Source organism: Variovorax sp. GW823-FHT04F07 (genome assembly GCF_058795995.1).
Window position 1 is genome coordinate 229,675 of the sequence record NZ_JBXAIG010000001.1, and the last position, 13,429, is coordinate 243,103.

At 68.9% G+C, this 13,429-nt stretch carries 13 protein-coding genes; 5 read left to right on the forward strand and 8 right to left on the reverse strand.

Features of this window, described 5'->3' with window-relative positions:
- Positions 1-123: 123 nt before the first annotated feature.
- On the reverse strand, positions 124-1,317 hold the full coding sequence (locus AC1RAA_RS01085) for an MFS transporter (protein WP_492726013.1): 1,194 nt from the start codon (positions 1,315-1,317) through the stop codon (positions 124-126).
- A gap of 108 nt (positions 1,318-1,425) precedes the next feature.
- Here AC1RAA_RS01085 and AC1RAA_RS01090 point away from each other — a divergent pair, with 108 nt between their 5' ends.
- Positions 1,426-2,205, forward strand: a complete 780-nt coding sequence (locus AC1RAA_RS01090) for an AraC family transcriptional regulator (RefSeq protein ID WP_062474418.1) — start codon at positions 1,426-1,428, stop codon at positions 2,203-2,205.
- A 36-nt stretch (positions 2,206-2,241) separates the two neighbouring features.
- Here the strand turns inward: AC1RAA_RS01090 and AC1RAA_RS01095 are convergent, their stop codons facing one another.
- From AC1RAA_RS01095 to denD, 4 genes are all read right to left on the reverse strand, one after another.
- The gene (locus AC1RAA_RS01095; RefSeq protein ID WP_062474420.1) at positions 2,242-3,534 is read right to left on the reverse strand and encodes a TRAP transporter large permease; all 1,293 of its coding nucleotides are present in this window, start codon (positions 3,532-3,534) and stop codon (positions 2,242-2,244) included.
- Positions 3,535-3,544: 10 nt separating this feature from the next.
- Positions 3,545-4,057: a TRAP transporter small permease gene (locus AC1RAA_RS01100; RefSeq protein ID WP_062474469.1), complete on the reverse strand. Its 513-nt coding sequence runs from the start codon at positions 4,055-4,057 to the stop codon at positions 3,545-3,547.
- Between the two features lie 80 nt (positions 4,058-4,137).
- A complete protein-coding gene (locus AC1RAA_RS01105; protein ID WP_095744873.1) occupies positions 4,138-5,112 on the reverse strand; it encodes a TRAP transporter substrate-binding protein in 975 nt (324 codons plus the stop codon).
- 56 nt (positions 5,113-5,168) lie between these two features.
- The gene (gene denD / locus AC1RAA_RS01110; protein ID WP_070059377.1) at positions 5,169-6,185 is read right to left on the reverse strand and encodes a D-erythronate dehydrogenase; all 1,017 of its coding nucleotides are present in this window, start codon (positions 6,183-6,185) and stop codon (positions 5,169-5,171) included.
- Between the two features lie 65 nt (positions 6,186-6,250).
- Between denD and AC1RAA_RS01115 the strand changes: the two genes are divergently transcribed.
- Positions 6,251-7,321 (forward strand): hypothetical protein, encoded by a 1,071-nt coding sequence (locus tag AC1RAA_RS01115; RefSeq protein ID WP_492740528.1) that lies wholly within the window; start codon positions 6,251-6,253, stop codon positions 7,319-7,321.
- A 60-nt stretch (positions 7,322-7,381) separates the two neighbouring features.
- Here AC1RAA_RS01115 and AC1RAA_RS01120 read toward each other — a convergent pair whose 3' ends face one another.
- Entirely contained in the window at positions 7,382-9,085 is a 1,704-nt protein-coding gene (locus tag AC1RAA_RS01120; protein ID WP_095947441.1) for an electron transfer flavoprotein-ubiquinone oxidoreductase, read from the reverse strand.
- A gap of 140 nt (positions 9,086-9,225) precedes the next feature.
- Here AC1RAA_RS01120 and AC1RAA_RS01125 point away from each other — a divergent pair, with 140 nt between their 5' ends.
- From AC1RAA_RS01125 to AC1RAA_RS01135, 3 genes are all read left to right on the forward strand, one after another.
- Complete coding sequence (locus tag AC1RAA_RS01125) at positions 9,226-10,008, forward strand: SDR family oxidoreductase (RefSeq protein WP_369647498.1); 783 nt, start codon at positions 9,226-9,228, stop codon at positions 10,006-10,008.
- A 77-nt stretch (positions 10,009-10,085) separates the two neighbouring features.
- The gene (locus AC1RAA_RS01130; RefSeq protein WP_492726018.1) at positions 10,086-10,922 is read left to right on the forward strand and encodes a DMT family transporter; all 837 of its coding nucleotides are present in this window, start codon (positions 10,086-10,088) and stop codon (positions 10,920-10,922) included.
- Positions 10,919-11,341, forward strand: a complete 423-nt coding sequence (locus AC1RAA_RS01135; protein ID WP_062474433.1) for an acyl-CoA thioesterase — start codon at positions 10,919-10,921, stop codon at positions 11,339-11,341. Before AC1RAA_RS01130 ends, AC1RAA_RS01135 begins: the two co-directional genes overlap by 4 nt.
- Before the next feature lie 21 nt (positions 11,342-11,362).
- On the opposite strand, the gene AC1RAA_RS01140 is transcribed toward AC1RAA_RS01135, so the two are convergent.
- Entirely contained in the window at positions 11,363-12,721 is a 1,359-nt protein-coding gene (locus tag AC1RAA_RS01140) for a sensor histidine kinase (RefSeq protein WP_492726020.1), read from the reverse strand.
- Positions 12,718-13,392: a response regulator gene (locus AC1RAA_RS01145; protein WP_062474437.1), complete on the reverse strand. Its 675-nt coding sequence runs from the start codon at positions 13,390-13,392 to the stop codon at positions 12,718-12,720. The genes AC1RAA_RS01140 and AC1RAA_RS01145 overlap by 4 nt, the downstream gene beginning before the upstream one ends.
- Positions 13,393-13,429: the final 37 nt, after the last annotated feature.

The following is a 13,429-nucleotide window of genomic DNA, read 5'->3' on the forward strand; positions in this document are numbered from 1 at the left end:
TTCAGGGCGCGTGCACAGGACACCGGGTGCTTCCCTCCGCGAATGTCCCCCGCCTTCGGCTCCTCCTTGATTTCGCTGCGGGAAGCACCCAGTGCCCTGTGCACAAGGAGCGCGGGGGAGGACTCAGACCGCGGCAGCCTCGCCCGCCATCACCTGCACCGTGCGGTTGCGCAGCCGCAAGGCCAGCACGGTCGCCACGCACAGCACGCACAACACCACCGTGAGCGTCACGCCGAGCCCGCGCGCATCCGACAGCAGGCCGAACAGCGGCGAGACCAGCCCGCCGACCGAGAGCGCGAGGCCGAGCGTGATGCCGCTGGCGGTGGCCGGGTTGCGTGGCAGGTAGTCCTGCGCGAGCGTCACCTGTGCGGCGAAGGGCAGGAACATGCTCATGCCGAGCCACGCGGTGCAGGCCAGCGCCGCGCCGGGCGTGGAGGCGAGCACGAGGCCCGCCATGGCCGGCAGCGCGAGCAGGTAGCCGCAGCGGATCGTGCCCATGCGCCCGATGCGGTCGCCGAGCCAGCCGCCGGCCAGCGTGCCCACGGCCCCTGCGGCGGTGAAGGCGGTGAGCGCCGCGGCGCCCTGGAAGGTGCTGCCGTGCAGGTCGCGCGTGATGCGCAGCGAGAGCATCGACAGCACCGTGACGTACGGGATCGACCAGCCCACGATGGTCGCCACCAGCAGGCTGAAGGCGCGCCAGTCGTTGTGCGGCTTCAGCACCTGGGCGCGGGCCTGCGCGGCGCGCGCTGCCGCTGCTGCCGCGTTGTTGGCGACGGCGCTGCGCCGTGCGTTCGCCGCAACCCACACCAAGCCCATCGCCACCGCGGGAATGCCCAGCAGGTAGCTGCGCGACAGGCTGCCGCCGCCGACGACCGTGGCCGCCAGCACCGGCGCGAACGAGGCGCCGATGGTGCCGCCCACCGAGAACACGCTCATCGCCTTCTGCGAGGCGCCGCCGGCCGCGCGCGCGGCCACGGTGGCGGGCGGGTGGTAGGCCGCGATGCCCAGCCCGCACAGCGCGACCGCGATCCAGGTCAGCAGGTAGCTCTGGCTCAGGCCCGCCAGCACCACGCCCAGCGCCGCCACCAGGAAGCCCACGGGCACCAGCCAGGCGCGCGGGTGGCGGTCGGCGTACAGGCCGAACAGCGGCTGCACCACGCTCGACAGCCCGGTGGCCGCCAGCATCAGGCCGCTCACGGCCGTGTAGCTGTAGCCGCGCTCCAGCACCATGAAGGGCAGCAGCGCGGGCACGAGGCCCTGGTAGAGGTCGTTGACGGCATGGGTGCCGGTGAGCAGCCCGAGTCGGCGCGTGTTCATGCGATGGCTTCTTTCTTCGATGTCCGGTTTGAGAAAAAGGGAGGAAAAGCCATCGTAGGAAGACACGGAAAGATGTTCTCGCTACGAATGTGCAAACATCGTCGTGAAATGGACAAACTGAATCTGCGCCCCGACGAGGGCGAATCGACCCCGCGCGCCGTGGCCGTGCTGGCCACCGATCCGGCGGGCGACGCCTTCATTCCGCCGCATGCGCACCGGCGCGGGCAGCTCATCCACGCGATCTCGGGCGTGATGATGGTCGGCGCCGCGGCCGGCAGCTGGGTGGTGCCGCCGGGGCGCGGCGTCTGGGTGCCGCCGGGCATGACGCACCAGATCCGCATGGCGGGCGAGGTGAAGATGCGCACGGTCTTCGTCGAGCCCGGCACGCGCGCCGACCTGGGGGCCGAGTGCCGCGTGATCCATGTGGGGGCGCTGTTGCGCGAGCTGATCGTGGCGGCCGTGTCGCTGCCGCTGGACTACCCGCCGGGCGGGCGCGACGAGCGCGTGATGGAGCTGATCCTCGACGAGATCGAGGCCGCGCCCGCGCTGTCGCTGCATGTGCCGATGCCGCGCCATGCGCGCCTGGCCGCGCTGTGCGAGGCGCTGATCCGCGACCCCGCGCAACCCGCCACGCTCGACGGCTGGGCCGCGCGGCTGCACATGAACGCGCGCACGCTGGCCCGGTTGTTCGAACGCGAAACTGGCATGACCTTCGGCGCGTGGTGCCGCCAGGCGCGGCTGCTCCTGAGCCTGCCGCGGCTGGCCGCGGGTGCGTCGATCCTGGAGGTGGCGCTGGCGCACGGCTACGAGAGCCCGAGCGCCTTCACCGCGATGTTCCGCCGCACGCTCGGCGTGCCGCCGAGCCAGTACCTGCATCCGCCGGCCTGAGGCAGGTGAAGGCGTGGGCGGGAGCGGCCTGCGCCGCTACTTGAACCCGAGCGCGCGCGGCAGCCAGGTGCTGAGCATCGGCACGAAGGTCAGCAGCATCAGCACCGCGCCGTGCGCCCACAGGAAGGGCACCAGCTCCTTCACCAGCGCCGACATCGGCACCTTCGACACGTTGCAGGTGACGAACAGCAGCCCGCCCACCGGCGGCGTGATCATGCCCAGCGTGAGGTTGAAGATCACGATCATCGCGAAGTGCACCGGGTCGACGCCCAGCTTGATCGCCACGGGCGCAAGGATCGGCGCCAGCACCATCACGCCCGGCAGCGGCTCGATGAAGATGCCGAACAGGAGTAGGAACACGTTGACGATGATCAGGAACATCCACGGCGAGAGGTTCATGCTGATGAGCCATTCGGCCATCTGCTGCGGAATGCCCTCGATGGTCAGCACCCAGGCGAACGAGGCCGACAGCCCGATGATGATCAGCACCGACGCCGACAGCAGGGCCGAGCGCGACAGGATGTCGGGCAGCATCTTCCACTCGAGCGTGCGGTAGATGAACTTGCCGCACACCAGCGCGTAGAACACCGCCACCACCGAAGCCTCGGTGGGCGTGAACCAGCCGGCGCGCATGCCGCCCAGGATCACCACCGGCAGCAGGATGGCGGGAATCGCCTTCCACGTCGTGATGAGGATCTCGCGCAGCGGCGGCGTCTGGCCGTCGCCCTTGTAGTTGCGCTTCTTCGAGACGTAGAAGTTCACCACGCACATCGCCACCGCGATCAGGATGCCCGGCACGATGCCGGCCACGAACAGCTGGCCGACCGACACGGTCTCGTCCTGCAGCGCGTAGATGATCATGATGATCGAGGGCGGAATGATCGGCCCCACGATGGCCGTGGAGGCCGTCAGCGCCGCCGCGTACGAGCGGTCGTAGCCGGCCTTGTCCATCATCTTGATGAGCATCGAGCCGGGGCCGGCCGCGTCGGCCAGCGCCGAGCCCGAGATGCCCGAGAAGAAGGTCAGCGACACCACGTTGGTGTAGCCCAGCCCGCCGCGCCGGTGGCCGACGAACTGGCCCGCGAAGCGCAGCAGCACCTCGGTGAGCGAGCCGCCGCTCATGAGCTCGGCGGCCAGGATGAAGAAAGGCACGGCCATCAGCGGAAAGCTGTCGATGCCGGTGAAGGTTTCCTTCAGCAGCACCATCAGCGGGTAGCTTTCCGCGAGGATCAGGGTGGCGGCCGTGGCCAGGCCGAGCGCGAAGGCCACGGGCACGCCGATGGCCAGGAACACGCAGGCGGAGACGATCAGGACAATGCTGGCATCCATGGTCTTCTCCTTACAGCGAGGCCGACGCGTTGGCGTCGAAATGCGCGTCGGACGCGAACTCGCGGTTCAGCACGTAGCCGCGCACCACCAGCAGCCAGTGCACGATCAGCAGCACGCCGCCGATCAGCATCGCGCTGTAGATGTAGGCGAACGGAATCTGCGTCACGGCGGTGAGCTGGAACATCGTGCGTTCCATGTAGAGCCAGCCGTACCAGACCATGAAGCCGAAGAAGGCGAACAGCAGCCCGGCCACCACGATGCGCACCGCCACGGCCGCGGGCCGGGGCAGGGCGTCCTGCAGGTTCTCGACGGCGATGTGGCCGCCGTAGCGCAGCACCGGCCCGGCGCCCAGGAAGGTGAGCCAGATCATCATGTGGCGCGACACCTCTTCGGCCCATTCGATCGACTGGTTCGTGGTGTAGCGCAGCACGACGTTGGTGAAGATGATGACGGACATGGCCGCCAGCAGGAGGATCAGCGCCCACCGGTTGGCGGCGAGAAAGTAGCGCTCGAAGGCTTGCACGTTGTGGTTCTCTGTGGTGTCGGAAATGCGAAGCGCCCGGCACACTGAGGCGGGCCGGGCGCGGTCGGGGCGGAGCGGTCTTACTTGACGTCCGTGATCTTCTTGATGTTGTCGGCGCCGAATTCCTTGGCGTAGCCCACGTAGGCCGGCTTCAGGGCTTCGCGGAAGGCCGCGCCGTCGACGGTGCGCGTGACCTTCATGCCGTCTTTCTCAAGCTGGGCGATGCCGTTGTTCTCGTCGTCGTTGACCTTCTTGCGCTGTGCGATCGAGGCCTTCTTCGCCGCTTCGGTGAACACCTTCTTGTCGGCGTCCGAGAGCTTGTTCCACACCTTGGGCGACAGCAGCAGCAGCGCCGGCGAGTAGACGTGGCCCGTGAGCGACAGGTGCTTTTGCACCTGCGAGAACTTCGAGGACAGGATCACCGGAATCGGGTTTTCCTGGCCGTCGACCGTGCCTTGCTGCAGCGCGCCGAACAGTTCGGGGAAGGCCATCGGCGTGGGCAGGATGCCGAAGGTGCGGTAGCCGTCCATGTGCACCTTGTTTTCCATGGTGCGCATCTTCAGGCCGGCCGCGTCGGTGGGCTTGACGATGTCGCGCTTGCTGTTCGTCATGTGGCGGAAGCCGTTTTCCGTCCAGGCCAGCGCGATGATGCCCTTGCTCGGGAACTTGGTCAGGATGTCCTGGCCGATGGGGCCGTCCATGACCTTGCGGGCGTGGTCGTAGTCGCGGAACAGAAAGGGGATGTCGACGATCTTGACCTCGGGCACGAAGTTGCCCACGGGGCCGGTCGAGGTGTTCAGCAGGTCTTGCGTGCCGAGCTGGATCGCTTCGATCTGCTCGCGCTCGCCGCCCAGCGCCGAGTTGGCGAAGTGCTGGCACTTGAAGCGGTTCTGGGTGTTCTTCTCGACCTCTTCGCAGAACACGGTGGAGCCCACGCCGTAGTGCGATTCCTTGGACGTCGCATAGCCGATCTTGAGAACGGTGGGTTGCTGCGCGAGGGCGGCGGTGCCCAGGGCGAGCGAAAGGCAGGCGGCGGCGATGTGGCCGAATTTCATGGTGTCTCCGGGGAGTTTTGGGGTCGGATGCGCGTCAGGCGCAAGTCAGGAAATGACTATGCACCAATAACCAGTTTGACCGCGTCGGGACTTTCACGGACGTAGGCGCGGATCACCGCGTCGAAGCTCTCGTCGGCCGTGAGGCCGAGGGCCCGGGCGCGCGGCGTGTCGAAGCGCCCGGGCCAGGTTTTGACGATGCGGCGGATGGCGGCGTCGGGTGTGCGGTCGAGCAGGTCGGTGGCGGCGCGGCCCGCCACGCGTTCGAGCGCGGCGGCCATTTCGCCCACGGTGGTGGCCAGCGAGGGCAGGTTGAGCGCGGTGCGCGGGCCCCAGTCGGCGTCGCTCGCTTCGGCGGCGCGCACGATGCCTTCGATGGTCCGGGCCGGCGAGGCGATGGCCACGGGCGTCTCGTCGGGCACCGGGCAGGCCGCGCGCAGGCCGGCGAGCGGCTCGCGGATCATGCCGCTGAAGAAGCCCGAGGCCGCGCCGTTGGGCAGGCCGGGGCGCACGCTCACCGTCATGAGGCGCACGCTGCGCCCCTGCACGAAGCCCTTGCGCGTGTAGTCGGCCACCAGCTGCTCGCCGATGAATTTCTGGATGCCGTAGCTGGTCTGCGGCGTGGGCAGCGTGTGGTCGTCGATGAGCGCGGGCAGCGGCTGTTCGGGTGAATCGCCGAACACGGCGAGCGAGCTGGAGAACACCAGCACCGGGCGCGTGCCGAGCGCGCGCAGCTTCTCGAGCAGGCCGTGCGTGGCGGCGAAGTTGCTGCGCATGCCCAGGTCGAAGTCGGCCTCGCATTCGCCGCTGACGGCGGCCGCGAGGTGGAACACCGCGTCGGCCTCGCGCCAGAAGGTGGCGCCGTCGTCGGCCAGCTGGGCGTTGAGGTCGCCGGTGGCGGCCGCGATGCGCGGGTTGGCCGCGAGGTCGGGCGGCGGCGGGGCGCGGTCGACCAGCGTGATGCGGGCGATGTCGCGGGCGGGCGCGCCGGCGAGCGAGAGCTGGCCCAGGGCCAGGAGGGTGCGCGCCAGGCGCGCGCCGAGAAAGCCGGCGCCGCCGGTGATGACGATGTGCATGGGGTCCTGTCTCCTTGTGTCCTTGTGTCGCGAGGATAGCGTCGGTGGTATCGCACAATTTGCGCATGCCCATGTTGCCTTCCGATCTCCTCGCCACCCTGCGATTGCCTGTGCTGCAGGACGCCGACCTCGACACCCAGGCTTCCTTCTTCAAGCGGCCGGAGGTCCGTGCGCTCTACTTCGAGGTGGTGGAGGGCTCGGCGAAGGACGAGGTGCTGCGGGCCGCCATCGCGCGGCTCGGCGAGCTGCATCCGCACCGGGCCGCGTTGCTGGCGGTGTTCTGCGGCGCGCTGGTCGAGAACGGCGCCGATCCGCAGCTCATGTTCGACGCCGTGCGGCAGCTGGCGGGGCGCCTGCTGGCGTCGCTGGCGCCTTACTGCGCGGCGCAGCCGTACGAACCCGACGAGAAAGATGAGGAGGGCGAAGAACCGCAGGACGAGGCAGAACTCGCCGCCTGGCAGGCCGCCGAAGCGGCGCTCGCGGCACTGTCGCCGCAGGCGCGTTTCGAGGTCGATGCGCTGCAGCGCGCGGTCGACCTGCTGGTGCTGCCGCTCATGACCATGGTGGTGCGCGATGTGCGCAACCACCAGTCGCTGGTGGCGGACGCGGGCCTGCTCGCGCACGTCGAGGCGATGTACGCCAACGACTCGCTGCCCTTCGAGGCCTTGCACTTCCTGCGCGCCGCGGCCCAGCTGTCGTACGAGGACGAACTGGTGGTCCTGCTGCCGGCGTCGCGTGCGGGCATGGTCGTTCGCGCCCAGGGCATCAACAACAACTTCCACGCCTTCTCGCTGCTGCAGGACCTGATGGAAACGCACGCCCAGACGCTGGGCATCCGGCAGCCGCCGCGCACGCGCCGCGACGAGGACAGCGATGCTGCCGCCTTCCTCTGGCTGCAGGCGACGGCCTTCGCCCAGGGCGAGCTGGTGGACCGCATGGCGTGGTCCTGGGGCGAAGGCACGCTGCGCGAAAACGCGCGCCGGCAGGGGCGGCTGGTGCTCGTCGCGCTGGAGACGGACAACAAGCCCGCGCGCGGCTGGAACGGGTTCACCCACGTGCTGCACGCCGAGCAGAACCCGCAGGTGTCGCTGGTGCACTTCCTCACGCCCGACGAGGTCGCCGCGTACCTCGCCTGAAGCGCCATGAAAAAAGCCCTCCGAAGAGGGCTTTTCGAGGCGTCTTGAGGACGGGGCGTCTTACATGCCCACGTAGTTCGGACCGCCGCCGCCTTCAGGCGTGACCCAGACGATGTTCTGCGTCGGGTCCTTGATGTCGCAGGTCTTGCAGTGCACGCAGTTCTGCGCGTTGATCTGCAGGCGCTCCTTGCCGGCGCTGGCTTCGTCGGGCACGAACTCGTACACGCCGGCCGGGCAGTAGCGGCTTTCGGGGCCGGCGAACTTGGCGAGGTTGACGTTGACCGGCACCGACGCGTCCTTCAGCGTCAGGTGGGCGGGCTGCTGCTCTTCATGGTTCGTGTTGCTGATGAACACGCTGGAGAGGCGATCGAAGGTGAGCTTGCCGTCCGGCTTCGGATAGACGATGGGCTTGCACTCGGCGGCCGGCTTCAGGTACTGGTGGTCGGGCTTGTTGCGGCGCAGGGTCCATGGGATGTGGCCCTTGAGCAGCCACTGCTCGACGCCGTTCATGACCGTGGCGATGCCCAGGCCCTTCTTGAACCAGGCCTTGAAGTTGCGCGCCTTGTTCAGCTCGGTGTAGAGCCAGCTCTTCTCGAACGCCGCCGGGTAGGCCGTGAGCTCGTCGTGCTGGCGGCCGGCCATGACCGCGTCGAACGCGGCTTCGGCGCACAGCATGCCGGTCTTGATGGCGGCGTGGCTGCCCTTGATGCGGCTCACGTTCAGGTAGCCGGCCTCGCAGCCGACCAGCGCGCCGCCCGGGAACACCGTCTTGGGCAGCGACATCAGGCCGCCGGCCGTGATGGCGCGCGCGCCGTAGCCGATGCGCTTGGCGGGCTTGATGCCCTTGGCCTCGTCGCCCTCGAGGTACCAGCGGATGTTGGGGTGCAGCTTCCAGCGCTGCATTTCCTCGAACGGGCTCAGGTACGGGTTGCTGTAGTCCAGGCCAGTGATGAAGCCCATCGTGACCTTGTTGTCCTCCATGTGATAGAGGAACGCGCCGCCGTAGGTGTTGTTGTCCATCGGCCAGCCGGCCGTGTGCAGCACGAAGCCGGGCTGGTGGCGCTTGGGATCGATTTCCCAGACTTCCTTGACGCCCAGGCCGTAGGTCTGCGGGTCGCGGCCTTCGTCGAGCTTGAACCTGGCGATCAGCTGGCGGCCCAGGTGGCCGCGCGCGCCTTCGGCGAACACCGTGTACTTGCCCAGCAGTTCCATGCCGAGCTGGAAGTTCTCGGTGGGTTCGCCGTCCTTGCCCACGCCCATGTTGCCGGTGGCCACGCCGCGCACCGAGCCGTTCTCGTTGTAGAGCACTTCGGCGGCCGGGAAGCCCGGGAAGATTTCCACGCCGAGGTTCTCGGCCTGCTGCGCCAGCCATTTGGTGAAGGCACCCAGGCTGATGATGTAGTTGCCGTGGTTCTGGAAGCAGGCCGGCAGGAAGGCGTTGGGCGTGCGCAGGCCCGACTTTTCGCTCAGGAACACCATGGCGTCGTCGGTCACGGGCTGGTTCAGCGGGGCGCCGAGTTCCTCCCAGTCGGGCAGCAGCTCGTTGAGCGCGCGCGGGTCCATGATGGCGCCCGACAGGATGTGCGCGCCGGGCTCGGAACCCTTCTCGAGCACCACGACGGAGATTTCCTTCTCCTGCTGGGCGGCGAGCTGCTTGAGGCGGATCGCGGTCGAGAGGCCGGCGGGGCCGCCGCCGACCACGACCACGTCGTATTCCATGGCTTCGCGAGGGCCGAACTGGGCGAGGATTTCGTCGTGCGTCATGTGGGTTGGGTCGATAATGATTTTTAGAGGCGCGGGGGCGTCCCGGTTCGCCGGGCATTTTATGCGGCGTCCGGCGGGGGCCTTGTCGCCCGCAGGCGAGGCGCCTTGCGTCACCTGCGCGACTCCACAGGATTCAGCTCATGGCTTACAGCATCGATCTCTCCGGCCGCGTGGCTTTCGTCACCGGCGCCTCCAGCGGACTGGGCGCCCAGTTTGCCAAGACACTGGCCCGTGCCGGCGCCGCCGTGGTGCTGGCCAGCCGCCGCGTCGAGAAGCTCAAGGAGCTGCGCGCACGCATCGAAGGCGAGGGCCATGACGCCCACGTGGTTGAGCTCGACGTGACCGACATCGGCAGCATCAAGGCCGCCGTGGCGCGCGCCGAAACCGAGGTGGGGCCCATCGACATCCTGGTCAACAACTCGGGCGTGAGCGCCACGCAGCGTCTGCAGGACGTGACGCCCGAGGACTACGACTACATCTTCGACACCAACGTGAAGGGCTCCTTCTTCGTGGCGCAAGAGGTCGGCAAGCGCATGCTGGCGCGCGCCCAGGGCAAGGCGCCGGGCACCTACATCGGCGGACGCATCATCAACATCGCGTCGTCAGCGGCGCTGAAGGTCATGCCGCAGATCGGCACCTACTGCATGAGCAAGGCCACCGTGGTGCAGATGACCAAGGCCATGGCGCTCGAATGGGGCCGCTTCGGCATCAACGTGAATGCGCTGTGCCCGGGCTACATCACGACCGAGCTCAACGAGGAGCACTGGAGCACCGAGGGCGGCGCCAAGCTGGTCAACATGCTGCCGCGCAAGCGCGTGGGCAAGCCCGAAGACCTCGACGGCCTGATCGTGCTGCTGGCCAGTGGCGAGAGCCATTTCGTGAACGGCGCGGTCATCGCCGCCGACGACGGGTTCGCGATCTGAGCCCCCGAGCCTGGATCGGCATTGCCGCCGGCCTGGGCGCGGGCGCGCTCTGGGGCCTGGTGTTCGTGGCGCCGCGCATGGTCGGCCACTTCGGCATGGTCGACATCACGGCGGCGCGCTTCGCGGTGTTCGGCGCGGTGTCGGCGCTGGCGGTGTTCGCACGGCCCGCGGCGGTGCGCTGGCCCACGGGCCGGCAGGCGCTGGCGGCGCTCGCGCTCAGCGTGCTGGGCTTCAGCGGCTATTACCTGCTGCTGGCCTTCGGCATCGCGGCGGCGGGCACCGAGGTGCCCAGCCTCATCATCGGCACCATTCCCGTCTGGATGATGCTGCTGGGCCGGCCCGCGGGACTGCACATGCGGGCCTTGCTGCCCGGCCTGCTGCTCACGGGCGCGGGCATCGCACTGATGATCTGGGGCGCGTGGTCGGCGCAGCACGGCCCGGGCGGTGGTGGCGGCGGCGCGCGCTTCGGCTGGGGCATTGCGCTGGCGCTGTGTTCGATGGTGAGCTGGACGGTCTACGGCCTGCTCAACGCCGCCTGGCTGCAACGGCACCGCGAGGTGCATGCGGCCGACTGGGCCAACTGGCTGGGCATCGCCACCGGCCTCGGGGCCTTGCTGCTGTGGGCGGTGGCGGGCAGCGATGTCGCCACGCTGCAGTCGCAGCCCGACGGCATGCTGTTCATCTGGATCGCGCTGGCGAGCGGTTTCGGCTCGTCGTGGCTCGCGACCATTCTCTGGAACGTCGCGAGCCAGCGGCTCTCGGCCAGCCTGTGCGGCCAGCTCATCGTGAGCGAGACGCTGTTCGCCTTGCTCTATTCCTTCCTCTGGGACGGCCGCTGGCCACAGACCACCGAATGGGTGGCGGCGGCGCTGTTCGTCCTGGGCATCCTCGCATCCATCAAGGCCCACCGATGAGAATCGAAATCCCCGAAAAGAAGAAGCTCGTGTACGAGATGTCGATCCCCATCCGCTGGGGCGACATGGACGCCATGGGCCACCTGAACAACGGCACCTACTTCCGCTACCTCGAGACGGCGCGCATCGACTGGATCCGCTCGCTCGGCGTGGAGCCCACGCCGGGCGGCGAGGGCATGGTGATCGTCAACGCCTTCTGCAACTTCTACCGGCAGATCGAGTACCCGGGCAACGTGCGGATCAAGATGTACGTGAGCGACCCGGGGCGCACCACCTTCGAGAGCTGGGCCACCATGGTCCGCGAGGACGCGCCCGAGGTGCTCTGCGCGGCCGGCGGCGCCACCACCATCTGGGTCGACTTTCCGAAGCAGAAGGCGCTGGCGCTGCCCGACTGGCTGCGCGAGATCGTCAGTGACTGAAGGCGCGCTGACGAAAAAAGTTCAGGCCGGCCGCAGCACGATGCGCGCCTCGAAGCCGCGCGCCATGCCGGGCGGCGGCGAGGCCAGCTCCAGCGTCGCGTTGTGCTTCTCGACGATGGTGCCCACGATCGACATGCCCAGGCCGTAGCCGGCGCGGTCCGAGCCGTGGCGCACATGGCGCTGGTGCAGCGACTGCCGCTGTTCGGGGCTGACACCGGGGCCGGCATCGCGCACCGCGAGCACGCAGGGCGCCGCCACTTCGATCGTCACGCGGCCGTCGCCGCTGTAGCGCAGCGCGTTCTCCACGAGGTTGCGCAGCGCGATCGCCAGCGCATCGACGTCGCCGAAGGCCACGGGCGCCGCGCTGTCGGGCACCTTGAGCTTCAGGCGTTCGTTGATCTGCGGGTCTTGCCAGAACTCCTGCGCCACCGTGCCCGCCAGCTGGACCAGATCGACCCGTGCCCGCGCGAGCGAGGCGCCCGATTCCGCGCGCGACAGCTGCAGCAGCTTTTCGGCGCGGTGGCTCAGCATCTGCAGCGCCTGCAGCGCGCCTTCGACGTCGGTGCGCTTCAGGTCGTGGTCGAGCGCGGTCTGCAGGCGCAGGCGCGCGGCGGCCAGCGGCGTGCGCAGTTCGTGCGCGGCGTTGGCCGCCAGCGCGCGCTCCACGTCGAGTGACTGCGACAGCCGCTGCAGCAGCCGGTTGACATGGTCGCCCACCGCGCGCAGCTCCTGCGGCAGGCCGGGCAGGGTGATCGGGCGCAGGTCCGCGCCGTTGCGCTTCTCGATCTCGCCGGCCAGCTGCTGCAGCACGCGCAGCTCGGTGCGCGCCACGCGGCGCAGCACCAGCGCCAGCAGCGGCAGCACCGCGCCGAGCGGGATGATCAGGCCGAACAGCGTGCGGTTCAGCGCGCGGCGGCGCTCGTCGAGCGGGTCGGCCACCTGGAAGTACAGGCCCAGCGTCGGGTGGCGCACGGTGTAGATGCGCCAGGTCTGGTTGTTGGCGAAGCCGGCGGCCAGCGGCACGTCGAAGGCGTCGTCGGGGGCCTCGGCCGAGCGCAGCAGCACGTGCTCGTGCACGTCCACCACCTGGTACATCACGGCGTCTTCGGAGAACAGCTGCTTGGGCGCGATCAGCGGCGTGTCCTGCTTGCCGCTTTCATGGCGCAGGCGCAGCTTCTCGAGCTCCTGCACCGCCATGTCGAACATGCGGTGCGACACCTCCACCAGCTCGTTGTCGAAGTTGTGGTTGATCTCGCGGTCCACGTACCAGACCACGGCGAGCACGCACAGCAGCCACACGCCGCCGACCCACAGGATCAGCGTGCGCGTGAGGCGCCCGGCCAGCGAATCGCGGCGGTCGCGCAGCAGGGCGCTGGTCATTCCTCGTCGTCCGCCGAGAACGACAGCCGGTAGCCCAGGCCGCGCAGCGTCTGGATGTGGCTGCGCCCGAGTTTGCGCCGCAGCCGGCTGATGAACACCTCGAGCGTGTTGCTGTCGGCCTCGTCGCCGAAGCCGTACAGCGCGTCGGCCAGGTTGTCGCGCGTGTGGATGCGCTCGGGCCGCGTGGCCATCACGCGCAGCAGGGCCCATTCCTTCTGCGTGAGCACGACGGGCACGCCGTCCTTGCGCACGCGGTCGTGCGCCAGGTCGATCTCCAGCGTGCCCAGCTGCAGCACCGGCGAGGTGTTGGCGCTGCGCCGGCGTTCCACGGCGCGCAGCCGCGCGAGCAACTCGGCCGGGTCGTAGGGCTTGATGAGGTAGTCGTCGGCGCCGGCATCGAGGCCGCGGATGCGGTCGGTGACCTGGTCGCGCGCCGTGAGCACGATGACGATGGGCGGCTCGCGCAGCGCACGCACCTGCGGCAGCAAAGAGAGGCCGTCGCCGTCGCCCAGGTGCAGGTCGAGCAGCACCGCCGCGTACTGCACCGAAAGCAGGGCGCCGCGCGCCTCGGCCAGGCTGGGGGCCACGTCGACGACGAACGCCTTGGCGACCAGGTAGCTGCAGACCGCGTCTGCCAACGAACTGTCATCTTCGACCAGCAAGATTCGCACGCGGTGGCCCTTACAAAAACTCGAAGTCTAGCGCCGC